The sequence below is a fragment of the Gelria sp. Kuro-4 genome, assembly GCF_019668485.1.
GTDB lineage: Bacteria > Bacillota > DTU030 > DUMP01 > DUMP01 > DUMP01.
Map to the genome: position 1 here is coordinate 2,510,124 of NZ_AP024619.1, position 26,140 is coordinate 2,536,263.

General features: G+C 64.7%; 19 protein-coding genes and 6 tRNA genes. 3 read left to right on the forward strand and 22 right to left on the reverse strand.

Annotated elements, in window-relative coordinates; translation table 11 throughout:
- The first annotated feature begins 81 nt into the window (after positions 1-81).
- The gene (locus K5554_RS12585; RefSeq protein WP_221038808.1) at positions 82-1,272 is read left to right on the forward strand and encodes an endospore germination permease; all 1,191 of its coding nucleotides are present in this window, start codon (positions 82-84) and stop codon (positions 1,270-1,272) included.
- A complete protein-coding gene (locus tag K5554_RS12590; protein WP_221038809.1) occupies positions 1,269-2,393 on the forward strand; it encodes an endospore germination permease in 1,125 nt (374 codons plus the stop codon). Before K5554_RS12585 ends, K5554_RS12590 begins: the two co-directional genes overlap by 4 nt.
- 16 nt (positions 2,394-2,409) lie before the next feature.
- Here K5554_RS12590 and lon read toward each other — a convergent pair whose 3' ends face one another.
- From lon to K5554_RS12630, 8 genes are all read right to left on the reverse strand, one after another.
- The gene (gene lon, locus K5554_RS12595) at positions 2,410-4,791 is read right to left on the reverse strand and encodes an endopeptidase La (protein WP_221038810.1); all 2,382 of its coding nucleotides are present in this window, start codon (positions 4,789-4,791) and stop codon (positions 2,410-2,412) included.
- 87 nt (positions 4,792-4,878) lie between these two features.
- Positions 4,879-6,555 carry an ATP-dependent protease LonB gene (gene lonB, locus K5554_RS12600; protein ID WP_221038811.1) on the reverse strand — a complete coding sequence of 559 codons (1,677 nt, stop codon included), beginning with the start codon at positions 6,553-6,555 and terminating at the stop codon, positions 4,879-4,881.
- Between the two features lie 124 nt (positions 6,556-6,679).
- A complete protein-coding gene (clpX, locus tag K5554_RS12605) occupies positions 6,680-7,942 on the reverse strand; it encodes an ATP-dependent Clp protease ATP-binding subunit ClpX (protein WP_221038812.1) in 1,263 nt (420 codons plus the stop codon).
- Between the two features lie 12 nt (positions 7,943-7,954).
- Positions 7,955-8,551 carry an ATP-dependent Clp endopeptidase proteolytic subunit ClpP gene (gene clpP, locus K5554_RS12610; protein WP_221038813.1) on the reverse strand — a complete coding sequence of 199 codons (597 nt, stop codon included), beginning with the start codon at positions 8,549-8,551 and terminating at the stop codon, positions 7,955-7,957.
- Between the two features lie 84 nt (positions 8,552-8,635).
- Positions 8,636-10,003 (reverse strand): trigger factor, encoded by a 1,368-nt coding sequence (tig, locus tag K5554_RS12615; protein WP_221038814.1) that lies wholly within the window; start codon positions 10,001-10,003, stop codon positions 8,636-8,638.
- Between the two features lie 483 nt (positions 10,004-10,486).
- Positions 10,487-12,142: a 3-isopropylmalate dehydrogenase gene (leuB, locus tag K5554_RS12620; protein WP_221038815.1), complete on the reverse strand. Its 1,656-nt coding sequence runs from the start codon at positions 12,140-12,142 to the stop codon at positions 10,487-10,489.
- A 30-nt stretch (positions 12,143-12,172) separates the two neighbouring features.
- On the reverse strand, positions 12,173-13,432 hold the full coding sequence (gene leuC, locus K5554_RS12625; RefSeq protein ID WP_221038816.1) for a 3-isopropylmalate dehydratase large subunit: 1,260 nt from the start codon (positions 13,430-13,432) through the stop codon (positions 12,173-12,175).
- A gap of 30 nt (positions 13,433-13,462) precedes the next feature.
- Positions 13,463-15,025 (reverse strand): 2-isopropylmalate synthase, encoded by a 1,563-nt coding sequence (locus tag K5554_RS12630; protein WP_221038817.1) that lies wholly within the window; start codon positions 15,023-15,025, stop codon positions 13,463-13,465.
- A 1,137-nt stretch (positions 15,026-16,162) separates the two neighbouring features.
- Here K5554_RS12630 and K5554_RS12635 point away from each other — a divergent pair.
- The gene (locus tag K5554_RS12635; RefSeq protein ID WP_221038818.1) at positions 16,163-17,311 is read left to right on the forward strand and encodes an alanine--glyoxylate aminotransferase family protein; all 1,149 of its coding nucleotides are present in this window, start codon (positions 16,163-16,165) and stop codon (positions 17,309-17,311) included.
- Between the two features lie 282 nt (positions 17,312-17,593).
- On the opposite strand, the gene K5554_RS12640 is transcribed toward K5554_RS12635, so the two are convergent.
- The 14 genes from K5554_RS12640 to K5554_RS12705 all read right to left on the reverse strand — a co-directional run bounded on the left by K5554_RS12640 (position 17,594) and on the right by K5554_RS12705 (position 26,108).
- Positions 17,594-17,680, reverse strand: a tRNA-Leu gene (locus K5554_RS12640).
- Positions 17,681-17,696: 16 nt separating this feature from the next.
- Positions 17,697-17,771: transfer RNA gene (locus tag K5554_RS12645), tRNA-Gln, on the reverse strand.
- Between the two features lie 51 nt (positions 17,772-17,822).
- Positions 17,823-17,899 (reverse strand) — tRNA-His (locus K5554_RS12650).
- A gap of 58 nt (positions 17,900-17,957) precedes the next feature.
- Positions 17,958-18,033: transfer RNA gene (locus K5554_RS12655), tRNA-Arg, on the reverse strand.
- A 15-nt stretch (positions 18,034-18,048) separates the two neighbouring features.
- Positions 18,049-18,124: transfer RNA gene (locus tag K5554_RS12660), tRNA-Gly, on the reverse strand.
- A gap of 116 nt (positions 18,125-18,240) precedes the next feature.
- A tRNA-Pro gene (locus K5554_RS12665) sits at positions 18,241-18,317 on the reverse strand.
- A 7-nt stretch (positions 18,318-18,324) separates the two neighbouring features.
- Positions 18,325-18,882: a metallophosphoesterase gene (locus K5554_RS12670; RefSeq protein ID WP_221038819.1), complete on the reverse strand. Its 558-nt coding sequence runs from the start codon at positions 18,880-18,882 to the stop codon at positions 18,325-18,327.
- On the reverse strand, positions 18,883-19,500 hold the full coding sequence (locus tag K5554_RS12675) for an XTP/dITP diphosphatase (protein ID WP_221038820.1): 618 nt from the start codon (positions 19,498-19,500) through the stop codon (positions 18,883-18,885). It lies immediately after the preceding gene.
- Positions 19,500-20,243, reverse strand: a complete 744-nt coding sequence (gene rph, locus K5554_RS12680) for a ribonuclease PH (RefSeq protein WP_221038821.1) — start codon at positions 20,241-20,243, stop codon at positions 19,500-19,502. Before rph ends, K5554_RS12675 begins: the two co-directional genes overlap by 1 nt.
- Positions 20,218-21,141, reverse strand: a complete 924-nt coding sequence (locus K5554_RS12685) for an alanine-tRNA synthetase second additional domain-containing protein (protein WP_221038822.1) — start codon at positions 21,139-21,141, stop codon at positions 20,218-20,220. The genes rph and K5554_RS12685 overlap by 26 nt, the downstream gene beginning before the upstream one ends.
- Positions 21,142-21,189: 48 nt before the next feature.
- A complete protein-coding gene (locus K5554_RS12690; protein WP_221038823.1) occupies positions 21,190-22,494 on the reverse strand; it encodes a hypothetical protein in 1,305 nt (434 codons plus the stop codon).
- Positions 22,487-23,482 (reverse strand): GntR family transcriptional regulator, encoded by a 996-nt coding sequence (locus tag K5554_RS12695; protein ID WP_221038824.1) that lies wholly within the window; start codon positions 23,480-23,482, stop codon positions 22,487-22,489. The genes K5554_RS12690 and K5554_RS12695 overlap by 8 nt, the downstream gene beginning before the upstream one ends.
- Before the next feature lie 14 nt (positions 23,483-23,496).
- A complete protein-coding gene (locus K5554_RS12700; RefSeq protein ID WP_221038825.1) occupies positions 23,497-24,021 on the reverse strand; it encodes a DUF2179 domain-containing protein in 525 nt (174 codons plus the stop codon).
- Positions 24,022-24,191: 170 nt separating this feature from the next.
- A complete protein-coding gene (locus K5554_RS12705; protein ID WP_221038826.1) occupies positions 24,192-26,108 on the reverse strand; it encodes an N-acetylmuramoyl-L-alanine amidase family protein in 1,917 nt (638 codons plus the stop codon).
- Positions 26,109-26,140: the final 32 nt, after the last annotated feature.

The following is a 26,140-nucleotide window of genomic DNA, read 5'->3' on the forward strand; positions in this document are numbered from 1 at the left end:
GCGCCCCCACGTCGAACCCTAGTATCACCGTCACCCCAGAGCTTCATGCGCCGGTGCTCATAACCCGCACGTCCAGGAGGCATGCTAGGGCCTAAGGCTGCGACGCAGCTTTGCCCATCCGGGGCGGAAAGCGCAGGGAGAGAACTCGTGCGCGAAGAAGGGCGGATTTCCCTTCAGCAGCTTGCCGTGCTCTTGGGTTCGTTTCTCATCGGCAGCTCCACTATCCTCCTTCCCACCGTCAAGGCGCGCCAGGATAGCTGGCTGGCAGTGCTGGCGGCGCTTGTCGCGGGCCTGGGGGTTACCTGGCTGTGGCTGGCCTTGGCCCGGCTGCTGGGAGTGCCCGCCGTAAGCGGTATCCTGGGCACCCTGGGCCCGTATCTAGGCACCCCCATGGCCCTGCTTTTCCTCTGGTATTACCTGCACCTGGGCGCTCTGGTGGTGCGCAACATCAGTGAGATCTATGTAACCGCCGTCATGCCGGAGACGCCGATAGTGGTGTTCATCGGTGTCATCGTGCTCCTGGCCGGCTTTGCGGTACGGGGCGGCGTGGAAGTACTGGGTCGTCTGGCCGAGTTCCTCTTCCCCCTCCTGTTCCTGGCCGTGCTCACCGGCCACATCCTGGTGATGGCCACGCCCGGGCTCGTGCACTGGGAATACCTGCGGCCGGTCCTGGAACGGGGACCGGTGCCGGTCCTGCAGGCGGCCTTCACCGTGTTCGCCTTTCCCTTTGGCGAAACAGTGCTGTTCATTAACCTCGTACCCTTTACGCTCGACAGAAACCGCGCAGGTCGGTCGCTTATTCTCATCACCACCGTCATCGGCCTGTTGCTCACGGGAACCACCGCTCTGCACATCGCGACCTTGGGCGCCGACATTGCACGCGTCAACTTCCCTGGTCTGGCGGTACTACGCCAGGTAAACCTGGCCGAGTTCCTCACGCGGATGGAGGTCATCGGCATCTTCGTCTGGACCTTCGGTACTTTCCTCAAGATCTGCGTCTGCTACTGGGCGCTGGCCCTGGGCCTGGCTGAACTCGGCGGGCTCGCCGACTACCGCCCGCTGGTGCTCCCCCTGGGCGTCATCATGGCGGCGCTCTCCATTCTCATTTATGATAATTTCGCCGGCATGGTGGTGACGGCCATAAGCCTCTACCCCGTTTACGCCTTCCCCTTCCAGGTGGTCTTACCGCTCCTCATGCTCATCTGCGCAAAGCTGCGGGGCGTGCAGACACCGCCGGCGGCGGCGCACGTCGAGGAGGAAAGACAACCGTGAGGGAAGAAGGGCGCCTTTCGCTGGCGCAGTTTGCCACGCTCCTCACCGCTTACCTCATCGGCCGCTCCACCCTCATTATGCCCGTGGAGATCGCCCGCCAGGACGGCTGGCTCGCCATTCTCCTGGGCGGACTCTGCGCTGCAGGAGTTTTTCTTCTCTGGCTGGCCCTGGGGCTGCGGTTCCAGGGGCTCTCGCCGGTGGATTACACACGCCGCGTCCTGGGGGACTTCCTCGGGATCCCGGTGGTGGTCCTTTACCTCTGGTTTTTCCTTCACGTCGGCGCCGGAGTGACGCGCAACTTCGGTGAACTGTATGCAACAGCCATCATGCCCAAAACGCCGATTGTGGTGTTCATCGGTATGCTGGCCTTCCTTACCGCCCTCACCGTGCGCAGCGGGCTGGAGGTGATCAGCCGCCTGGCCGAGCTCCTGCTTCCCTGGCTCGTCCTCTCTATTGTGGGGCTCAACATCCTCACCTTCGCCACGCCCGGCCTGATGCACTGGGAGTACCTGGAGCCCATCCTGGGGAGCGGCTGGCCGAACGTCCTCCGGGGCACCCTGCTCAGCTTCATCTTTCCCTACGGGGAAGCGGTGGTCTTCCTTATCATTCTGCCCTTCCTCACCCAGCCCGACCGCACCCGCCCCTACGCGCTGGGTTCGCTGGGCTTCGTCACCGTGCTTCTCGCCTTGACGCACCTGCGCAACCTGGCCGTCCTCGGGCCCGTCGAGATCGCTCGCCTGAACCTGCCCTCCCTGGCCGCCATCAAGCTGATCAACCTGGGCGAGTTCCTCCAGCGCCTGGACGCCCTGGCCGTGTTCATCTGGACCTTCGGTACCTTCCTTAAGGCCGCCGTTCTGCAGTACACCGTTTGCCTGGGCAGTGCCGAGCTCCTGGGGCTGAAGGACTACCGCCCTTTGGCCTTCCCCGTGACACTCCTGATGACCAGCTTGGCCGTCATCATCTACGAGAACTTCGCCCAGATGAGAAGCTTTTACTTGACCATCTATCCTTTTTACGCCCTCCCCTTCACCCTGCTCCTCCCGGCGCTCACCTACCTGGCGGCGGCGGTGCGGGACCTTCGGGCCGAGCCCGACAGGGGTAAGAAAAACGCCCGGGAGTAACTCCGGACGTCAGTACCTATTTGTTGACCGCTGCCTTGGAAACGGTTTTGGGTTTTTCCCTGCCCGCCTCACTGCGGGCCGCCGGCAGCAGCGCCTCGGCCAGCACCTGGTCCATGTCCTTGACGAATACAAAGCGCAGGCGGCGCCGTACGTGGCGCGGTATTTCCTCCAGGTCCTTGCGGTTCTCCTCCGGCAAAATCACCGTCTTTACCCCGGCCCGGTGGGCCGCCAGGATCTTTTCTTTGATGCCGCCCACCGGGAGCACCCGCCCGCGCAGGGTAATCTCTCCCGTCATGGCCACCTCGCGCCGCACCGGCCGTCCCGAGAGGGCCGAGGCCAAGGCCGTGGCCATGGTGATGCCGGCGGAGGGACCGTCCTTGGGAATGGCCCCTTCCGGCACATGGATGTGCACATCCTCTTTCTCGTGGAAGTCATCGGGGATGCCGACGGCCCGGGCGCGCGAACGGACGTAGGTGTACCCCGCCTGGGCCGACTCACGCATCACGTCACCCAGCTGACCGGTGAGGGTAAGGTTGCCTTTGCCGCGCATCACGCTGACCTCTATGCTCAGAACATCGCCCCCCACCTCGGTCCAGGCAAGGCCCGTGGCCACCCCCACCTCGTCCGACCTTTCCGCCAGGCCGAAGCGGTAGCGCGCCGGGCCCAGGTAGGTGTTGAGGTTTCGGGAGGTGATGCGCACCTCCTTCTGCCGTCCCTGCACGACCTGGCGCGCCGCCTTGCGGCACAGCGTGGCGAGGGAGCGTTCCAGGTTGCGGACGCCGGCCTCCCGGGTGTACTCGCGGATGACGGCCTTTAAGGTGTTGTCGGAAAGGACCAGCTGCCCAGGCTCCAGGCCGTGCTCGCGGATTTGCTTGGGAAGGAGGAACTTCCGGCCGATGTGTACCTTTTCCTCTTCCGTGTAGCCGGGCAGGTGGATGACCTCCATGCGGTCCAGGAGCGCCCGCGGGATGGTGTGGGTACTGTTGGCCGTGGTGACAAAGAGGACACGCGAGAGGTCGAAGGGAAGCTCGATATAGTGATCGCTGAAGGAGTTGTTCTGCTCCGGATCCAGCACCTCCAGGAGGGCCGCCGAAGGGTCGCCCCGGAAGTCCATGCTCATTTTGTCGATCTCGTCCAAGAGGAAGACGGGGTTTTTGGAACCCGCCTGGCGCATCCCCTGGATGATCCGGCCGGGCAGCGCCCCGACGTACGTGCGGCGGTGACCCCGAATCTCAGCCTCGTCCCGCACCCCGCCCAGGGAGACGCGCACGAAGCGGCGCTCCATGGCCCGGGCAATGGATTTGGCGAGCGAGGTTTTGCCCACCCCGGGCGGCCCCACCAGGCAGAGGATGGGACCCTTCATCTTTTCGGCCAGCTTGCGCACCGCCAGGTACTCGAGGATGCGTTCCTTCACCTTTTTCAGGCCGTAGTGATCCTCGTTCAGCACCTGCTCGGCGCGGTCCAGGTCCAGCCTGTCCTCCGTGAGCACCTCCCAGGGCAGGGCCAGGAGCCACTCCAGGTAGGTGCGCACCACCACAGCCTCGGCGGCCATGGGCGGCATTTTGCCCAGGCGCTCCGCCTCGCGCTCGGCCTTTTCCTGCACCTCGGCCGGGAGGGAGGCCGCCGCGATGCGCTCTTTAAACTCCTGGGCCTCGTTTTCCTCCTCGCCGCGTTCGCCGAGCTCCTTCTGGATGGCCTTGAGCTGCTCGCGCAGGTAGTATTCCTTTTGCGTTTTTTCCATCTGCTTGCGCACCCGGGCCCCGATTTTGCGCTCCAGCTCCAGGATTTCGAGCTCCCGGCTGAGGATGCTGTAGAGGGTCTCCAGGCGCTCGACCAGGTCGACGGCTTCGAGCAGCCGCTGTTTGTCCTCCTGCTTGAGGTTGAGGTGCGCGCCGATGATGTCGGCCAGGCGCCCGGGATCCTCCACGGAAACGATGGACACCACCGTCTCGGCGGGGATTTTCTTGGAGAGTTTTACGTACTGTTCAAACTGAAAGATGACACTGCGGGTGAGCGCCTCAATCTCCGGGCTTGCCACTGCTTCTTCGGTGTACTCCTCGGCATCCACCAGATAAAACTTATCGTTATCCAGGTAGGTGAGGGTGCGCGCCCGGGAAATACCTTCGACCAGGACGCGAATCGTGCCCCCCGGGATTTTTAGGAGTTGTTTTATTTCGGCTATCGTCCCCACCGGGTAGATGTCTTCCGGGTTGGGGTCGTCGATGCGCGGGTCTTTCTGGGTAGCCAGGAGGATCTGTTTATCCTGGACCATGGCCTCTTCCATGGCCGCGATGGACTTCTCCCGGCCCACGTCCAGGTGCACCACCATATAAGGGAAGACCAGAATGCCCCTCAGCGGCAGAAGGGGTAACTGGCGCCGCACAGCTTTGACAGCCATTCTCTCACCTCTTTTGCCTTAACGCTCCCCGGTTCTATTGTACCATAGAGGGGCAGAAAAAAAGAAGTCTCCGCCGGCCGCGCGGCTCTAAAGGGCCCGGCGCAGCGTGGCGAGAGGCGCTTCGGGCCGGGTGCGGTCCTCAAGGTGCAGGGCGTGGTCCAGAACCTCAGCCAAGGTCTTGACCGGGACAACGGCAATATCGCTGCAGCCGGCGAACAGCTCCTGCCAGTTCTCGGCCGGTATGATTACCTTGCGGGCGCCTGCCTGCCGGGCTGCTTCGATTTTGGCGGTGATGCCGCCCACGGGTTTGACAAAACCCCGGATGGAGATTTCGCCGGTGAGGGCCACCGTGTTGTCGATGGGAATGCCGGTGAGGGCCGAGTAAATGGCCGTGGCCATGCTGACGCCGGCCGAGGGACCGTCCATGGGAATGCCACCGGGGAAGTTCACGTGGATGTCGTAATCCGCCGGGTTGAAGCGCAGGTAGTGGCGCAGCACGGTGAGGACGTTTTCCACGGAGCCGCGGGCCATGCTCTTGCGCCGCACCACGTGGCCCGGGTTGCCCATTTCTTCCTCCTCGATCACACCGGTGACGGTGATGCGCCCGCTGCCGGGGGCCACCGGAAAGGCGGTCACCTCGATCTCGAGCAGGGTGCCAAGGTTGGCTCCATAGACGGCAAGGCCGTTCGCGTAGCCCACCTGGGGAGTGGCCGGCACCTTTTTCTCCGGGCGGCGGCTGTACTGCCCGCTGTTCACCACCCACTCCACGTCCTTTACCTGGATCTCCCGGCGGTTCTCTCCCAGGGCGATGCCCGCCGCGATCTGGATGATGTTCACCGCCTCGCGGCCGTTCTTGGCGTAGCCGGCGACTACATCCACCACGCCCTCCTTTAGGGGGTAGCCGATCTTTTGCGCGGCGTTGGCCGCTATCACCTTGATCTCGTCCGGCAGAAGGGCGCGGAAGAACACCTCCACGCAGCGCGAGCGGAGGGCGGGCGGCAGTTCCTCCGGGTTGCGCGTGGTGGCTCCCACCAGGCGGAAGTCGGCCGGCAGGCCGTTTTGAAAGATATCGTGGATGTGGCTGGGGATGTTCGGGTCCTCGGAGTTGTAGTAGGCGCTCTCCAGGAACACCCGGCGGTCTTCCAGCACCTTAAGGAGCTTGTTCATCTGAATGGGGTGCAGCTCGCCGATCTCGTCGATGAAGAGCACCCCGCCGTGGGCCTTGGTGACCGCACCGGGCTTGGGCTGGGGAATTCCGGCAATGCCCAGGGGACCGGCCCCCTGGTAGATAGGGTCGTGCACCGAGCCCAGTAAGGGGTCGGCAATGCCCCGCTCGTCGAAGCGGGCAGTGGTGGCGTCGATCTCGGTGAACTTGGCCGCACTCTTAAAAGGTGAGAGCGGGTTGCGCTTCGCCTCCTCCAATACCAGGCGGGCGGCGGCCGTCTTGCCGACGCCGGGCGGGCCGTAGATGAGAACGTGCTGCGGGTTGGGGCCGCAGAGGGCCGCCCGCAGCGCCTTGAGCCCCTCCTCCTGCCCCACGATCTCCGCAAAGCTCGTCGGCCGGGTACGTTCGGCGAGCGGCTCACTCAGCGAAATCTCGCGCAGGCGCTGCAGCTTCTCCACTTCCTTGCGCGACTCCCGCTCCACCGCCACCTTGCTCCCCTGCTGCGAGCGCAAGAGGTTCCAGAAATAGACGCCGATGACGATGGCAAAAAAGATCTGGACAACCCCCAAGAAGCTGCCCAGACCGGGGCTGACAGCCATGGCCGGTCCTCCCTTCCGCATCCTGGCGTTAGTATTACCGCGGCCGCCGGGAAATATAAGAAGGGTGGCAAAAACCGGCCGAGAAGAATAAGGCGCGATCAAACGCGCCCTTGTTCCCACCCTTTTATGCCGATGCTTCGCGCTTGCGCCCTTTGCGCTCCTGCAGCACCACCACGGGCGGCTCCCGCTTTTCCACCGTGTCCCGCGTTATCTGTACCTTCACCACGTCGCTGCGCGATGGGATGTCGTACATCACATCCAGCATGATCTCTTCCAGAATCGCCCTGAGGCCGCGCGCGCCCGTGTTGCGCTTGATGGCCTCGGCGGCGATGGCCTTGAGCGCCTCCGGATCAAACTCGAGCTTCGTGCCGTCAAGCTCAAAGAACTTCTGGTACTGGCGCACCAGGGCGTTCTTGGGTTCGGTGAGGATGCGCACCAGAGCCTCCTCGTCGAGGGCGTCGAGCGTGACGATAACCGGCACGCGACCGACGAACTCCGGAATAAGCCCGAACTTGAGCAGGTCTTCCGGCAGGATGTGCCGCAGGATCTCGCCGACCTTAAGGTCCTTTTTCCCGCGGATTTCGGCACCGAAGCCCAGGGTTTTCTGGCTGATGCGGTTCTGGATGATCTTCTCGATCCCTTCGAAGGCTCCACCCACGATGAAGAGGATGTTGGTGGTATCGATCTGGATGAACTCCTGGTGCGGGTGCTTGCGCCCGCCCTGGGGCGGCACACTGGCCACGGTGCCCTCCAGGATCTTGAGGAGCGCCTGCTGCACACCCTCGCCGGAGACGTCGCGGGTGATAGAAGGGTTCTCGGACTTGCGGGCGATCTTATCGACCTCGTCGATGTAAACGATGCCCTTCTCGGCCTTCTCGATGTCGTAGTCGGCCGCCTGAATGAGCTTGAGCAGGATGTTCTCCACGTCCTCGCCCACGTACCCCGCCTCGGTGAGCGAGGTGGCGTCGGCAATGGCGAAGGGGACGTTCAGGATCTTGGCCAGGGTCTGCGCCAGCAGGGTTTTACCGGAGCCCGTGGGGCCCAGCATGATGATGTTGCTCTTTTGGAGCTCCACATCGTCCACCCGGGAACCAACGTTGATGCGCTTGTAGTGGTTGTAAACAGCCACGGCAAGGGTCTTCTTGGCCCGGTCCTGGGCGATCACATACTGGTCAAGGATGGCGGCGATATCCTTCGGCTTGGGGATGTCCTTCAGCTCGAGCTCCAGGTCATCCGAGAGCTCTTCTTCGATGATCTCGTTGCAGAGCTCTATGCACTCATCGCAGATATAGACGCCGGGGCCGGCCACGAGCTTGCGCACCTGATCCTGCGTTTTGCCGCAGAAGGAGCACTTGAGCTGGCCCTTCTCGTCGTTGAACTTGAACATGGTTTCCCCCCTTTACACCTTGACACCTCGCCGCACCATCACCTCATCGATAAGCCCGTATTCCTTGGCTTCCTCCACGGACATGAAGTAATCGCGGTCGGTATCGCGCTGGATGCGCTCCAGCGGCTGCCCGGTGTGTTTGGCCAGGATACTGTTCAGCACTTCACGCATCCTGAGGATTTCCTTGGCGTGAATGGCGATGTCCGCCGCCTGGCCCTGTACGCCGCCTAGGGGCTGGTGAATCATGATGCGCGCGTTGGGCAGGGCGTAGCGTTTGCCCTTGGCGCCGGCCGCCAGGAGCACCGCCCCCATGCTGGCCGCCAGGCCCATGCAGATGGTGCTGATGCTCGGGCGAATGTACTGCATGGTATCGTAAATCGCCAGGCCGGCCGGCACCGACCCGCCAGGGGAATTAATATAAAGAAAAATGTCCTTATCCGGGTCCTCCGCCTCAAGGAAGAGAAGCTGAGCGATAACCGTGTTGGCCACCGCATCGTCAATGGCATCGCCCAAAAAAACGATACGATCCTTCAGCAACCGGGAATAAATGTCGTAGGCCCGCTCACCCCGATTGGACTGTTCCACCACCATCGGTACCAAGGTTGTCATGTGTCCACCCCCCGGGAGTTCTTAACAAACCCTAAAGGCAAGCCTCTGCCGACATAACGCAAGTTTACCCGAAAGAAGCGGGGTTTAATCGCCGACCCCGGCTGCGCCGGCCTCCGCCGCCGCTTCCGGCGCGGCAGGCCCGCCCGGAGCCTCCTGGGGCGCCTCCACTTCCGTAACCTGAGCTTGGTCCACCAGGAAAGTCACTGCCTCTTCGCGCCGGAGGCTGCGCTCCAACGCCGCCCGCGTACCATCTCCCGCCCACCGGGCCTTGAGCTTCTCCGGCTCCTTCTGGCCGGCCGCCATGGCGTCCAGAGCCTCCTCCAGCTTTTCCGCTTTCACGGTCAGGTTCTCCGCCTTGGCGACGGCGTCGAGCACCAGCTCGGTTTTCACCTGCTCCAGCGCCGCCGGCCGGAAGTCTTCCTCCACCTTCTCGGGCGTGGTCGCTTTGATTTCGCAGTACTTCTCCAGGGTGAGGCCCCGGTGCTGCAGCTCGTGGGCGAAGTTGTGCAGCAGCGTGTGGGCGCGCCGGGCCACCAGGACATCCGGTACTTCCACCTCAGCAGCAGCGACTGCCGCACGCACCGCCTGATTCTCCATATCTTCACGCACCCGGCGCTCGGCCACCTCGGTCAGGCGCTGGCGGATGCTGTCTTTTAACTCGGCCAGGGTGTTGAACTCGCTGACGTCCTTGGCAAACTCATCGTCGAGCGCCGCCATCTTCTTCTTGTGCACCTCTTTAACGGTAACGCTAAAGGCGGCCTCTTTCCCGGCCGCTTCCGCCACGCGGAAGTCGGACGGCAGGGCAACCTTCACCTCGCGGGTCTCCCCTTTGCGGGCACCCTCCAGGCCCTGGCTCAGGCCGGGGAAGTAGCCGGGCGTGCCCACCACCAGCGGCATGTTTTCAGCGTGGCTCCCCTCAAAGGGCTTCCCATCCACGGTGGCACTGAAGTCCACCATCACCAGGTCGCCCGGGGCGGCCGGCTCTTCGGAAGCGACAAAGGTGGCGTGTCGTTCCTGCAGGTCTTTAAGGACGGCCTCCACCTGCTCCTCGGTAACTTCCACCTTTTTCTTCTTTACCGGGAGTCCCTTGTACCCGCCCAGCTTAACTTCCGGCTTAACCGCCACGGTCGCCTTAAAGACCAGGGGCTGGTCTTCCTCTATTTTAACCACTTCCACCTCAGGCTTGTCAATGGGGTCCAATCCCTGCTCTTCCACGGCCTGGCTGTAGGCCTCCGGGACGAGCAGCTCCAAGGCTTCGTCGTAAATGGTCTCTTTGCCCAGCCGCGCTTCGAGAATGGGCCGCGGTACACGCCCCGGGCGGAAGCCAGGCACCTTCACCCGCCGGCTCAGGGAACGCGCCGCCGCTGCAATGGCGGCGTTCACTTTGTCTTTTTCAACTTCAACTTCCAGGCGCACCTTGTTCTTCTCCAACTGCTCCAGCCTGACGTCCAATGGGAAACCTCCTCACCAAATTTATATGTTCCTAGCCTGCAATTGTACTACAAGCGCCAGAGGCACCGGGACAAATTCTTAATTCACCTCACGTAGTATAACTTCTACGCGTAGGAAAATTCTCCTTCAGTTAGGCGCTTCAAGAAACACAGTACACACCACACCCGGCCCTTCCTTCTTCCGCGGCCGTCCCACCCGCGGGCCTTCCCCGGCGGGCCTGCCTTTTTCATGCCAGAACAAAGCGAAGTCCCGGTGGGCACCGGGACTTAAAGGTCCGGAGAGATACGGCATTGAACGCTGTATCTAGCTAATTTTATCATTCTGCGCTCCAACCTGCAAGGGTTCCAAGACCAACCCTGTGTGAGATCTCTCTTTCTACATCTCACACACGATCTCCTGTTCGCCTACTAGAAGTTTACACTACCAGACCATGAGATGGGCGCCCGGGTCTTTTCCGCTCAGCTTGGGCGGTTGCCGGGCGGATCAGGCCTGAGCGGTGCGGCCGGCCTGCGGCCAGAACTCCTCCAGGCGCTCGGCCACGGCCCAGGCGAAGGCCTGGGTGCCGGTGCCGGTACCCGCCCCCAGGGCCAGGTCCGGCGTGTGGATCCCTGCGCTCAGGGTGGCGGCCACGGCCGCTTCGATGGCGGCGGCCTCAGCCGGCAGGTTGAGGGAGTGGCGCAGCATCAGCGCGGCCGCCAGGATGGTGCCCACCGGGTTGGCCTTATCCTGCCCGGCGAGGGTTGGGGCCGAGCCGTGCACGGGCTCGTAGAGGCCGGGGCCGCCTTCGCCCAGGCTGGCGGAGGGTAAGAGCCCGAGCGACCCGGTCAGCGCCCCGCCCAGGTCGGTGAGGATGTCGCCGAAAAGGTTCTCGGTGACGATGGTGTCGAACTCCTGCGGCGCCGCCACCAGGCGCATGGCGCAGGCATCCACATACAGGTGCTCCACCTCCACTTCGGGGAAGGCGTCCGCCACCTCGTTCACCACCTCCCGCCAGAGGCGCGAGGTGGCCAGTACGTTGGCCTTGTCCACGGAGGTAAGGCGCGGCCGGCGGCCCGCTTCCCGCGCGCGGCTGCGCGCCAGCTGGAAGGCCAGCCGCGCCACGCGGCGGATCTCGGAGGCGGTGTACACCATCGCATCGCTGGCCTGGAGTTCGCCGGGGCGGATCTCACCGCGTTCCTTGGCTCCAAAGTAGGCGCCACCGGTAAGCTCGCGCACAAACAGAAGGTCTACCCCCGCGCCCACCACTTCGCGCCGGAGCGGTGAGCAGGCGCTGAGGTACGGGCTCACCTGGACCGGGCGCAGGTTGGCGAAAACGCCGAGGGCACGCCGCAGCTCGAGGAGCCCTTTCTCAGGGCGCCGCTCGGGCGGCTCGTTGTCCCAGCGCGGCCCGCCCACCGCCCCCAGAAGCACGGCGTCGCTGGCCAGGGCACCCTCCAGCGTGGCCGGCGGCAGCGGCGTACCCTCCCGGTCGAGGGCGGCCCCGCCCACCGCGTACTCGCGGAAGCTGAAGAGCGCCCGCCCGGCCAGGGCCTCCGCCTGCCTGAGGACCAGGAGGGCGGCCTCCACCACCTCGGGGCCGATGCCGTCGCCCTTAAGGACCGCAATGCGCGCCAGCGGGGGCCGCGCTTCCTTTCTTTTTTCCGCCAGGCGCAGCCGCACGTAGGCCGGCAGCCCGCCGGCGTCCAGAATCCCCTGGATGTAAGGCGGAAAGGCAGCCGCCTTGTAGGTGACGTTCTTGGTTTTATTGTAGATGGTGCCGCCTGCAGGATCGAGTTCCAGCTCGTCCCCGCTTGCGCACTCCTCGGCGGCTTCCGGACAGGCAAAGATGGGCAGGCCGATGTTGATCGCGTTGCGGTAGAAGATGCGGGCAAAGGAAGCCGCGACGACGGCACCGAGGCCCGCTGCCTTGAGCGCCAGCGGCGCGTGCTCGCGGGAACTGCCGCAGCCGAAGTTCTTGCCGGCCACGAGAATGTCGCCCCGCTTCACCCGCCCGGCAAAGGCCGGGTCCAGGTCCTCCAGGCAGTGCCGGGCCAGTTCCTCCGGCTGAAAGGTATTGAGGTAACGGGCCGGGATGATGCGGTCGGTGTCGATGTCGTCGCCGTACTTCCAGACCCGGCCGCTCAGCTTTTCCTGCATCATAATTTCCTCCTCCCATCGCCTGACGCAGAGTCACAGTTCCGCCGGGTGGGTGATCCGCCCGCGCACGGCGGTAGCCGCCGCCACCGCCGGGCTCGCCAGATACACCTGGCTCTGGGGGTGGCCCATGCGGCCGACGAAGTTGCGGTTGGTGGTGGCGAGACACCGCTCCCCGGCCGCCAGTATACCCATGTACCCGCCCAGGCAGGGACCACAGGTGGGCGTGGAAACGGCCGCCCCTGCCGCCAGGAAGACCTCAAGCAGCCCTTCCTTGAGGGCGGCCAGGTAAACGGCCTGGGTGGCCGGGATGACGATGAGCCGCGTTTCCGGGTGAACGCGCCGGCCGGCCAGGAGCCGGGCCGCCACCCTAAGGTCTTCCAGACGGCCGTTGGTGCAGGAGCCGATGATTACCTGGTCGATGGTCACGTCGCTCAGCTCGCGCACGTTTTTACTATTGGAAGGGAGATGGGGTACAGCCACCTGGGGTTCCAGTTCCGTTACGTTCCATTCGTACACGCCGGCGTAACTGGCGTCCGGGTCGCTGGCGTAGACCTTAAACGGCCAGGCGGCCCGCGCGTTGACGTACGCCAAGGTGGTGGCATCGGGCGCCACGATGCCGTTTTTCGCCCCGGCCTCCACCGCCATGTTGCACAGGGTGAGCCGCCCTTCCACCGAAAGCTGTGCGACGGCCTCGCCGCTGAACTCCATGGCCCGGTAGAGGGCGCCGTCCACCCCGATCCGGCCGATGGTGTAAAGGATGAGGTCCTTGGCGCTCACAAAGGGAGGGAGCTGTCCGTAATAGATGAAGTGCAGGGTTTCCGGCACCTTGAACCAGGTCTCCCCCAACGCCCAGGCGGCCGCCAGGTCGGTGCTGCCGACCCCGGTGGCGAACGCCCCCAGGCCGCCGTAGGTACAGGTGTGGGAGTCCGCCCCGATGATCACCTGGCCGGGCAGCGCCAGGCCCCGCTCCGGCAACAGGGCGTGTTCGACCCCCATCTCCCCCACCTCGAAGTAGTGAGTGAGGTGTTGGGCGCGGGCAAAGGTCCGGAGGGCTTTGGCTTGTTCGGCCGATTTGATGTCCTTGTTGGGAACAAAGTGATCGGGAACCAGCACCACCCGTTCGCGGTCAAAGACCGTCTCGGCCCCCATACCGTAGAACTCCTGGATGGCCACCGGCCCGGTGATGTCGTTGGCCAGGGCCAGGTCGATCTTGACGCTCACTATCTCCCCGGCCCTGACCTCCTCCCGCCCGGCGTGGGCGGCCAGGATCTTCTCTGTTATCGTCAGACCCACTTGGTTATCCCCTCTCCCCGTGTGTTTTGCTCAGCGGGCCCCTTCCGCCAGGGCGGCAGGTTTCCCGCCCGGCTTTCGGCGAGCGTTAAGGAGCTTGTTTAAAGCCGTGGCGTAGGCCCGGGCCGAAGCCTCAACCACATCGGGAGCGAGGCCTCTTCCGGTGTAGATACCTCCCTCCCACCCCAGCCGGACCGTGGCCTCCCCCAGCGCATCGCCGCCCGCCGTCACCGCTTTGAGCGCGTACTCCCGGAGTTCAGGGCTCAGCCCGACCGCGCGGTTAAGGGCCTGGTAAACGGCGTGTACAGGGCCGTTGCCGGTGGCCGCCTCAGAGCGCGTTTCCCCGCGCAGCAAAACGCTTACGGTCGCCATGGGAACCGTCCGGTTGCCGCTCGTCACCTGGAACGATTCCAGGACAAGCTCGCTTGTCTCGGCCGGAAGTTCGGCCTGTAAGATGGCCTCGAGATCACGCTCGCCGATCTCCTTCTTGCGGTCGGCCACCTCCTTGAAACGGGCGAAGGCGCGGTCCAGTTCGGCCTCGCTCAGGTTGTAGCCCAGCGCTGCCAGGCGCTCCCGGAAGGCGTGGCGACCCGAGTGCTTGCCCAGGACCAGGCGCCCGGCAGAAAGTCCGACATCCTCCGGGCGCATTATTTCATACGTGGTCCGCTCCTTGAGGACACCGTCCTGGTGGATCCCCGACTCATGGGCGAAGGCATTGGCCCCCACGATGGCCTTGTTGGGCTGGATGGGCATGCCGGTGAGGCGTTCCACCAGCGCACTGGCACGGCAGATCTCCGGGGTGTGAACGCCGGCCGGACGCCCGTACTGATCCGCCCGCGTCCGGAGGGCCATGACCACCTCTTCGAGTGAAGCGTTGCCCGCCCGCTCGCCGATGCCATTCACCGTGCACTCGATTTGGTCCGCGCCGGCGGCGACGGCTGCCAGGGAATTGGCCACCGCCAGGCCCAGGTCGTTGTGACAGTGTACGCTGAAGGCCACCCGGTCGGCCCCGGCCACCTTTTGCCGCAGGTAGGTTATCAGGCGGTAAAATTCCTCTGGCGTGGTGTAGCCCACGGTGTCCGGGATATTGATGGTGGTGGCCCCGGCAGCGATTACCGCGCTGAAGATCTCGATCAGAAACTCCGGGTCCGAACGCGTAGCGTCTTCGGCAGAAAACTCCACATCCGGCGTGAAGGACCGGGCGAGCTCCACTGCCGCCACCGCAGCCTTCAACACCTCGCCCGGGCTTTTACGGAGCTTGTGCTTCATGTGAATAGGCGAGGTGGCGATAAAGGTGTGAATTCGCGGCTTCGCGGCCGCCGCAACGGCTTCCCAGGCCCGCTCGATGTCCGGCCGTACCGCCCGTGCCAGGGCGCAGATCACCGGCCCCCTCACCTCGGCGGCGATGGCCTGGACGGCCGCGAAATCCCCAGGTGAAGTGATGGGAAACCCGGCCTCGATCACGTCCACTTTCAGCCGCGCCAGCTGGCGGGCGATCTCCAGTTTCTCGGAGACAGTCAGGCTCACGCCGGGCGACTGCTCACCGTCGCGCAGCGTGGTGTCAAAGATAATGACGGGTTTACCGTTGTCCGCCATCAAGAAGCACCTCCCTCATGCAAGTAAAAAAGCCTCCTCGTCAAGAGGCGGAGGCTTTGCCGCGGTACCACTCTTTTTGCTCCGCGCGGGCTGAGCCGGGCACCGGGAAGGTGCTCACGCCCACCGCGCAGAACCACTCTGGCCGCTAACGGGGCTGCCGTCCGGACCTACTTCTTCAGCCCGGAAGTTCCAGGGCGAGCCACGGCTGGGGCGGGTGCCACCTTGCAGCAAAACGGCGGCTCTCTCTAAACCCGTACCCCTGGTCGTTACTCCCTGTCTTCACCTTTAACCGTAGTCTATTCCTGGGTGTGTCCTTGCTTTCCCACCGGACAAGACTCCCGGAAGCCGCCGGCGGCGGCACCGCACTCCCATCCTGCCGTACAAAAAACCCTCCGCCTCCCAAGGAGACGAAGGGTTTATCCTCCGCGGTACCACTCCGCTTGGCCGGCTGAGCCGGCCCGCTCATCACGGCCGGGCGTACCCGGGTACGCCCGGCCGGCTTCCGCTAACGGGGAAGAAGCGCCCCAGCCTACGTATCGGTGGGGGGCTCCAGGGTGAGGTTCGGCGGAGTCTGGGGCCGCCTTCCACCAACCGGCGGCTCTCTTAGCCCTTTCCCGGCCTACTATCCCTGTCTTCGCCGATGGATTTGTGAGTGATTTTACCACATACCCGCGCCGCCGGTCAAGGGGTTTTCAGGGGCTGCCCCAAAAGTTTCTCTGCGGCCCCAGCACGGTCGCCGTCCGACAACAACCCGAACCCCGCCCCCACCGCACAACGCTGCTTCCCTCCTCAAGCGTCTTCCAAGAGTATGACGCGTTTCCCCGGCAAAAAGTTCCCCTCCCGCCGACCAAAAAAGCCCGCACGCCGGCGGGCTCAAGGATCGCGAAGCCTACCTGATTACTTTCCCTTCGGTTTCGGTTTTGGCTTCTTTTCGCCAGGCATCAAGTTCGCCTCCTCCCGCTCAAGCTCTCCCTCTGACTCCCTTTTGCTTTGATTCAGTATTCTATCCGTTTTCCGAAACTCCTGCCGCTGGGCGGCAGGGCCGGTAAAATTTTACCGCAAACGTTGCTACTCAAAGGAGGGACCGCCGCCCGCAGGAAAGAATTATAACTGGAAGTGTCTGAGGAGGTGCTGGCAGTGCTGCCGAAAAACCGTCTCATCCTGACCCCCGGCCCCACGATGATTGAAGAAGAAGTGCGGCTCGCGCTGGCCCGACCGGCCACCAACCCGAACCTGGACCCGGCATTTGCCGCTTTTTACCGCGAGGTCTGCAGCAAAATCCAGCAGGTCTGGCACACCGCTTCCGATGTGCTGGTGCTCTCCGGTGAAGGCATCCTGGGCCTGGAGGCCGCGGTGGCCTCCGTGGTCGAACCCGGCGACAAGGTGCTGTGCGTGACCAACGGCGTCTTCGGGGAGGGCTTCGCCGACTTTGTGCGCCGCTACGGCGGCGAGCCTGTGCTCGTGGGCGGCGATTACAGCCGGCCCGTCGACCCTGCAGCGGTGGAGGCCGCCCTCAGGCAAAACCCCGGCATCAAGGCCGCCACGGTGGTCCATTGCGACACCCCGGCCGGACTCCTTAATCCGGTGGCGGAGCTGGGGCCTATTTTTCACCGCTGCGGCGTCATCAGCATCGTGGATGCCGTGGCTTCCGCTCCCGGAGACCCCGTCTTTGCCGACGAGTGGAAGCTGGACATCGTCCTGGGTGGCTCGCAAAAGTGCCTCTCCGCCCCGCCCGGACTCACCTTGCTCTCCGTTTCCCCGGCCGCCTGGGCGGCCATGGAGCGCCGCACCAGCCCCATCCCCGGCTTTTATGTCAACCTCTTGGAATGGAAGAAGCAGTGGCTCGGTGAAGGCGTGTTCCCCTACACCCCACCGGAGTCCGACATCTATGGCCTGGGCGCCGCCTTGGATGCCGTGCTGGCCGAGGGGCCGGCCTTCAGCGAGCGGCACCGCCGCATAGCCGCCGCCACCCGCGCCGCCGTGCGCCAAGCCGGGTTGGAGGTATACCCGGTGGAAGGCGCGGAGGCCAATACCGTCACCGCCGTCGTCATCCCTGACGGGGCGGACGACGCTGCGTTGCGCCGGCACCTGTGGGAAAAGTATGGAGTCATGATTGCCGGTTCCTGGGGCCGCCTGGCCGGCCGCGTCTGGCGCATCGGCCACATGGGCGCCAACGCCCGCGTCGAGCGCGTCCTGACCTGCCTCCTCGCCCTCGACCAAGCCTGCCGGGATCTCGGCATCCCCGTCCGGGCATCCCTCGCCGCCGGCTTCCTCGCCGCCCTCTGAGCCCGTTCGAACGGCGCCCCCCAAATCAAGTAGGAAGGGGCGGAGCGCACCAAAAGGCCCGCCTGCGACGGGCACGGTGCGAAAGGCTGCACATTCCCGCCGGGAGCGGGCCGCTGGCAAGCGCCCGGCCTATCGCGGCCGCTGCGGCCGCTCCCGGCCCTGCCGGGGCGGCGCCGGGCCGCAGATCAGGAGCTGAGGGGCGTGGGGCGACGGCAGAAAGCCGGATGCACCTTTGGTGCAAAAGAAAAACCCTCCACCAAGGGAGGGAACCTGGTCACGCTGTGGTGCGGATGGGGGGACTCGAACCCCCAAGGGTGCTCACCCACCAGATCCTAAGTCTGGCGCGTCTGCCAGTTCCGCCACATCCGCTCAAAGATATAAAAATTGGCTGGGGCGGCTGGATTCGAACCAACGAATGCAGGATCCAAAGTCCCGTGCCTTACCGCTTGGCTACGCCCCAGTATAAGACCAAGAAAGAAACCGCGCCAGCGATTTCTTGGCCAACTTTGTTTGGGGTGAATGGTGGGATTCGAACCCACGACCCCCAGAGCCACAATCTGGTGCTCTAACCAGCTGAGCTACATTCACCATGTAAGCTTGTTACCGGAGTAAGTATAGCAAAGAAGCGCTTTATCGTCAAGGGTAATGGCGTCCTGGGAGGGACTCGAACCCCCAACCGACAGCTTAGAAGGCTGCTGCTCTATCCGTTGAGCTACCAGGACCCCTGAAAAAGCAAATGGAGCGGGAAACGGGACTCGAACCCGCGACACCCAGCTTGGAAGGCTGGTGCTCTACCAACTGAGCTACTCCCGCCTGTATGGCTCATTCCCAAAGTGCTCAACCCAACGGCAGCACCGCGCTCTCCTCGTTCACCGCGGCGAGAAGCGGCCTTTTCCCCTTCCCACCGCTCTCACTTCTCACATCCCAAATGGTCGGGGCGATAGGATTCGAACCTACGACCCCATGGTCCCAAACCATGTGCGCTACCAAACTGCGCCACGCCCCGGCCTGCGTTATATATTATAGCTCATTTCGTCGCGGTCGTCAAAGTGGATTTTTGCCGCGCTCTGTCCCGCCCGGCGGGCTTTAAGCTCGTCGATTTTGTACAGGCGGGGAGTGATAAGGCCGCGCTCCACCTCGAGCAGCCCGATGCTGCCCCCGTTCCCGCCGCGCGGATGGCTGGGGCTGCCTGGGTTAAAAAGCAGCAGGCCGCCCTCGCCGTACGTGGCCACAGGGACGTGGGTGTGGCCGAAAACCACGGCTTTCACCCCCGCCTCCAGCCCGCGGAAAAGGAGGCGCTCCAATCCCCACTTGGCCCCGTACCGGTGGCCATGGGTAAGGAGGATGCGCGTCCCGCCGAGCTCCAGGAGCTCTTCTTCCGGGCCGCGCGCTCCCCAGTCGCAATTTCCTATGACGGCCGCCACCCTTACCTTTTCCCGCTGCGCCCAGCGCCAGGGGTCCCGGTAGTAGTCGCCGGCAAAAAGCAAGAGGTCGAGCGGTTTCAGCGCTGCCAGCGCCTGTTCGGCCTCCCGCCAAGAGCCGTGGCTGTCGCTGACGACGGCAATGCGCATTCAGCCGAGTTCTCCTTTCCGTACCAGGTCGGCCAGCAGCGGGCGCAGGCGCCGGACGGCCGCCCCGCGGTGGCTCACCGCATTCTTTTCCGCCACCGGCAGCTCCGCCAGGGTAAGGCCGCGCTCCGGCAGGTAAAAGAGCGGGTCGTACCCGAAACCGCCCGCTCCCCGGGCCGCCGTGAGGATGCGGCCTGGGCAGGTTCCCTCCACGGTGATCTCGCGCCCCGGGCCCCACACCAGGGCCAGCACCGCCCGGAAGCGGGCCGTGCGCTGCTCTTCCGGCACGGCGGCAAGCAGTGCGAGCAGCTTGGCATTGTTGGCGGCATCGTCCTCAGCCGGGCTGGCGAAGCGGTGGGAGTGGACCCCCGGTGCACCGCCCAGGGCGTCCACCTCCAAGCCCGAATCATCGGCCAGGCTGGGAAGGCCGGTGCACGTGAAGGCTGCCCGCGCCTTTATCAAGGCGTTGGCCGCAAAGGTATCGCCGTCTTCCGCCGCATCTGGACACGCAGGGAAGTCCTTAAGCGAGAGGATGGTAAGGCCCAGGTCGTCAAGCGCCGTCTGAAACTCTGCCACTTTGCCCGCATTGCGCGTGGCCAGTACCAGGCGTACTCCGGCCATCAACCCTCTCCTCCCACCAGCGCCGCGTCCTCGCCCAGGACGCTTTTTTGCACCGCAATCAGCTGGCGAATACCGCTTGCCGCCAGGTCCAGCAGCCGGTCGAGCTGTTCCCGGGTAAAGGGAACCGCCTCAGCCGTGCCCTGCAGCTCCACAATGGTACCGCTCGCGGTCATAACGCAGTTCATGTCCACATCGGCCTGGGAATCTTCGGCAAAAGAAAGATCGAGCAGCAGTTCGCCCTCCAGCACTCCCACGCTGGTGGCGGCCACGTAGTCCACCAGGGGTGAGGCGGTAAGCTGTCCCTGGCCCAAGAGGTACTTGACAGCGTCCACCAGCGCCACGAAGCTGCCCGTAACCGCCGCCGTACGGGTGCCGCCGTCCGCCTGGATGACATCGCAGTCCAGCCAGATGGTGCGCTCGCCCAGGGCGTGCAGGTTCAGCGCCGGCCGCAAAGAGCGGCCGATCAGGCGCTGGATTTCCAGGCTGCGGCCGCTTACCCTGCCGCGGACGGCATCCCGGACGGTGCGGACAGGAGTGGCCCGGGGCAGCATGGCATACTCGGCGGTAATCCAGCCCTGGCCGCTGCCGCGCAAGAAAGGCGGAACCTTGTCTTCTACCGTGGCTGTGCAAATCACCTTGGTGTCACCGGCGGTGATGAGCACCGACCCTTCCGCGTGCCGCGTAAAGTGCCGCACAATCTCCACCGGCCGGATTTCGTCAACCCTTCTGCCGTCTGCCCGCATCGCTCGCTGCCTCCATTCTTCCTTTTTCCGCGCCGCCCACCATACCCACCAACAGGTAAAGCCGGCTGAGCGGATCCAAGTACAACCGGGGAACGAGGGAAAAGCCCTGCACGTCACCGGTGCGCGCCACATGGATGCGCGGCCCCGTGCAGGGGAAAAGGCGCTCGCCGATCTTGATGTGCTGCTCATCGTGGTAGGCCACCGGCAGATCGGCGGCGATGTACTGGTGCACCTTCTGCTCCACCTGAGCCAGGTCTACCTCCAATTTGTCCACATACTCCAGGATAAAGCCGTGGGAGATGTCGCTGTGAAAGTTGGCCGGCGGCACCCCCATATCCGCCAGGACCAGAGCGGTCAAGTCCTCCGCCGTGTGCACCATCTTGCGGTAGCGGGTGGAGGCGAAGACGCGCCCGGCGATCTCGCCGGCCCGGGGGCCGAAAATGGTCGGCCGGGTGACGATGACCTCTTCTCCTACGCCGACGAGGAGCTCGGCATTCATCGGCAAGGCGGCGGCGATGATGTCAAAGTGCTCCACCACCACCCGCCGCCCGGCCAGAACCGCCGTCGCGACGGCCTCCACCAGCTCGGTGAGCGAAACGAAGGCCAGCTCAAAGTGGGCATCCACGTGGTAGGTGTGGCTGCGGAAAGACCCCTCGCGCACATCGCGCACCAAAGGGAGGGGACGAACGTTCACGTTCTCGTCATCGTTGGTGAGCTCCAGGCCGGGGAACATGCCCCGGATGAGGAGCGACTTGCCCGTGCCGGCCAGACCGATAAAGCCCACCAGCCGGTCCTTGGGGTTTAGATAATGCTGCGCCAGGTGGTTTCCCAGGGTGAGCAGCCGCTCCTTGCCCCGGGGGGCGAAATAGACCGCTTCCTTAAGGTTTTGCGAAAGCATCAGCCTCACCTCTAGCCTTTACCGCCGCCGCCTGCGGCATGCGCCCGTTTACTCCGGCCGCCCCACCAGGAAGCCTTTGTTTAAGGCATAAATGTCGTCGATAACCATGGAAACGCCCGGCTCGCGCCCTTCTGCCTGCGCCCGCCGCTCCAGCTGCGCGCGGTGGTACTCCTTGGCCGCGGGCGGGAGCGGCAGGTGACCTGTGTCCAGGAAACGCACCGCGCCCTCCTGGTCACGCGCCGCCAGGACCTGGCCCCGGCAGACCCCGGAAGGCGCCAGCGGCACGTCCAGGCTGCCTTCGGCCAGGGCCGGCATAACCCCTGCCCTCAAATCGCCTGCGCCCAGTTCCTCAATCCGACTCACGATGGCGCCGGCCTCAGCCGCAATAAGTTCCTCCTCCCTTTGCACGGCCGTAAGGAAGGCCCGGCGCTGGTCGCCGGCCAGCCGGGCGAGCGCGGCCATCTGGGCCAGAAGGTTCTGCGGCTCGCCCGGGTTGCGCTGACCATCGAGCGCAGCAATCTCGGCGCGCTCGGCTCCGCCGAGCACGGCCGTAAGGCCGGTCCAGGCCGCGGCCGCCGCCGCGCCGCCGTGACCGGTGAGGGCCCCGCCCGACCACAAGAGGCAGGTGACATCAACCGTAAGCCCGGGAGGCGCGAGGCGCGCCAGGGCGTTCATGGCCGCCACGTCCTGCAGCAGGTGGCCACAGGGAGCGTAGGCCAGGCTCAGCTCCCGGGTGCCGGCCGCAACGGCCAGGCCGGCCTCGATCAGGACGAGCGCCACGGCGAGGCCCGGCGGGACCAGCGCCGTGCCGCGCAGTCCCCGTACCTCACGCCGCACCTTGGCACCGGCTCCGCCGTAAAACTGGGCCAGGCCTTCCACGTACGACCAGTGCTCCACCAGCTGGGGAAAGGTTCCCGTACGACCCAGGACCAGGTAGCTCTCCAGCGGCCCGCCCCGCCAGGTTAAGAGCCCCGCGGCCGCCGCGACCTCTGCGGGAAGGCGCGGGTCCGCACCCGTAAGCTCCAGCCCCCACTCCACGGGGAAGGCGGCGACGCCGCCGCGCAGCCCCTTAATCCTCTCGTGCAGCAGGTCTGCGCTGAGCCCTGTCCCGCTGGCCGGGCTGTCCACCCAGGGAGCGGCCAGGACAACAAAAGCACACCCCGGCCGCCACCCCTCGGCGAGGCTGATCCCGCCGGGCACGCCGCCGGCGTTCACCCTGACGCCCCAGGCCGGCCGCGCCCCGCTCCCCTGCCGCGGCCGGTGCGCCTTCAGCCATTCCAGGACTTCGTCCTTTTCCGGCAGGGGAAAAGAACGCGCCAGTTTCCGGCGCTCTGCGCAGAAGTCCTCAAGCATTTCTCTGCACCGCCGTCGGGGCCGCCGACGCGCCGCCGGCGCTGAGGAGCGCCGCTTTCAGCATGGTGATGGATCCGGCGTCGGGATGAAACACAAACTCGACGATCTCGGTCCCCGCCGGCACCACCGCCTCCACGTCTTTCTTGCGCCCCGGCGAAACGACCACCGTCCCGACGTCGCTCAGGGCCGGCAGCAGCTCCTCACTGCTGCGCGTGGTAATGACCGGCATGGCTGCAAAGCTGAGGCCGGCAGCGGCCAGGGCCTCGGTGATGCTGCGGCCGAAACTCGGCGACAGGCAGACCACCGGCAAAGTACTGGTCCGCGGGACGCGGGCGATGCGCACAATGCTGGACACGTCCGGCTCCAGGGCGATGCCGAGGATCTTGTCCGCCGGTACCCCCAGTTCGCGTACCTCATCCTGGTGATAAAAGGTAGTAACCACCAGGTCCATCCGGCCCAGGCGCTCGCGGGCCTCCTCCGGTGCCGCACGCAGGTCGGCCAGAAGCAGCGGGTGGATGTACACACCCGACCCCAGCTCCAGCTCCCGGGTAAAGTAATCCAGCTGTTCGCGGTTGCATTCGATAAAGGCCACCTGCAGACGCCCCAGTACCTCCTTGCGCTCCCGCACCCTGAGAAGCATGATGGCGGTAAAATCGTCGATGGAAAACCCCATGTGCGACGCCTCTTCGATGGCCAGGTCGATAATCTTGAGCAGGCGTTCCCGGCGGCCGGTCGAGCCCACGCTGCCCTCTCCCGCCAGGACATAGGTCCCCGAACCCTGCCGGCGGGCAAGGATACCCTCCGTCTCGAGCTCGGCGTAGGCCAGGCTCACAGTATTACGGCTTACGCCCAGCTGGCCGGCCAGCTCCCTTTCGGTGGGCAGCCGGTGCCCCGCTGCCCAGACGCCGCGCTGGATCAGGTCCTTGATTTGGTTTTTCAGCTGTACGTAAATGGGGATACCGTTCTTGCGTGCGATGACGAAGGTCACCCTTCCCACCCCCACTACTTCCCTTGTCGTCCGAAGAACCCGCCGTGAATTGAACGCGCGTCCATGATCGAATAAAACGCCTTTTCATCCTGGTGCATCAACGTATCCAAAAGATGGGGCAGCCGTTTGCGCTTGAGCAATACGTGCAGCACCAGCCGCTCCCCCTCCTTGCCTTCGGCGGGAAAGCAGGTGACACCGAAGCCCTCTTCCCGCAGCAGCTGTGGCAGCCTGGAATCCGGGCGCGTCGGGATAATCTCCACGGTAACAAACCCCAGGGCAACGCGCTCCTCAATCACGCTGCCCACATAGTTACCGGTGGCAAAACCCAGCGCGTAAAACAAGAGATTGAGCGGGTTGTTGAGCCTCCCCACCACCTGGTTGAGGGCCAGGATGTAAACCGAGACTTCAAAGAAACCGATCACTGCAGCGATCAGGCGTTGTCCCCGTACCAACAGGATGGTACGCACGGTTGTACAGGACATGTCGACGACCCGCGCGCAGAAGATGAAGAGATAGCCCACGATGCCCTCCAGCGCCACCGACGTGCCCCTCCTTGCCTTAATTTCTGCCTGGTCTGCCGGGTTTTCATAATACTTCGGGGTCCGGGGCAGGAGTTCCTTCCTGCGCTCCGGACCCCGCCCTCTTATTCTAGCGTGAAAGAGGGCGCACGACAAGTCGCCTGAGAGTTCACTCCGCCCACGGCCGGTTTTTACTTACCGCGGAAGTACGCCAGGATACCGGCAAAAATGCCTTGGGCCGCCTTTTCGCGAAAGGCCGGGTCAGCGAGGAGCTTTTCTTCTGTGGGGTTGGAGATGTAGGCCACTTCCACCAGGGCAGCCGGCATGGCCGTGTAGCGCAGCACGTTGTAATTCGCCGTGCGCACGCCGCGATCCGGTAGGCCGAGGATCGGTATCAGTGCCGCATGGATGGCCTCCGCCAGCTCTTGCCCGGCCCGGCCGTCCTGGTAATAATACACTTCGGTGCCGCGCTTGCTGGTATCGGTAAAGGAGTTGCTGTGAATGCTGATGAAGGCCTCCACGCCGGCCTTGTTAGCCATATCCGGGCGCACGCGGAAATCGACGGTGGTGTCGCCGTCGCGGATCATGTACACCTTCGCCCCCGCCGTCCGAAGCAGCGCCGCCACCCGCCGGGCGATGTCCAGGTTGACGTCTTTTTCCATGAGCCCGCCGGCCCCGATGGCCCCCGGCTCGGCGCCGCCATGCCCGGCATCCACGGCGATGTAACGGCCGGCCACCGGGCTGGAGACTATCTGAAGGACCAGTTCGCCCGGATTCGCGCCGGTCACCACCTCGTGGCGGACGTAAGCAGCCAGCTCTACCACCACGCGGGCTACATCGGGATCCACGGCAAACTGGCCGGCCCGCACCTCCCGCACCGTGGCATCGCCTACTTTGACCGTAGGGTTGTCCACCGCCAAAACAGCGCCGCTAAAGTCCAAAACCAGCCGCTCGGGGTTGACCAGGCGCGTTTCGTGATACGCCAAGGGTCCCGTCGCCTGGATGTGCACCTCGCCACCGCCCGGCCCCCGGTTGTACGAGAGAGCGGTGATCTGCGCCGCCAGGCGCACCTCCACACCTTCGGGAGTGGCGCTGACCTTGAACTTGGTCACCCTGTTCTGGTCGAGCACGATCCTGGTTCCCCCCGCGCCCTCCCCCAGGCGCACGCGCGCTGTGAGCGCCGTGTCCGCCGGCACTTCCCGCGGCGCAGCCGCCGCCGGCACCGTCCCGGGAAGGTCCAGCACCAGGCGGTCGGGGCTCCCCAGCTGCTGTACGGTATAGGCCACCGGCCCGCTGGTGTGCACCTTGAGCACCTCCGCGCCCGGCACCTGTACATATTCCAGCGCCGTCACGCGGTGGGGAAGGCCCACCGTAAGCTCCCCCGGGCCCGAACTTAAGGTAAAGGGCCCTGCCTCCTTAAGCTCGATCACCACCTGGGCCGCCGGCTCCTTCTCCGTCCCGGCGGCCGCCACGGCGATGCTCTTTACCAAGGGATCGTCGCCCACGGGCACGGGGCCGGGGGCCATCTTCAGGAGCGTCCCCGGCAACTTGAGGGTAATCGTAGCCCCCAGCTGAATCGCGCTCCCTTTGAGCGGCCCGCTGCCGGCAATGGCCACCACCTCGCGGCCTACCTCCCGGCGCACGCGGACGGCAGTGATCTCAGCCTGCCGGGAGCTGACAAAAACCGTCCTGGTCTTTTCCTGCCAGCCGACTTCAGCCCCCAAGGCCTCGCCGATGAAGCGCAGCGGCACAAACGTGCGGTTGCTGATAATAACCGCGGGGGCATCGAGTTTCTGGGCCTTGCCATTTACCAAGGCCTCACTCCGGCCGATAACCAGCCGGATCTCACGGCCGGGCCCTGCCACAGTAACCGTACGCGTCCTGTTATCCCAGCCCACCTGAGCACCCAGGTTTTCAGAGATTACCCGCAGCGGCACCAGGGTCCGATTGTTTCTTAGAACGGGCGGTGCGTCCGGCTGTACCAACCGGTCGTTGATGACGAGCTTAATGGCGCTCCCCGCCGCCCGGGCGGGGACGCCGCTTATCACGACGGCCGACACGCTAAGCCACAGCAGGCAACAAAAAAACGCCAGGCATCTCCTGAGCACCAAACCTTCCCCCTGCACGGATGATTCAACCA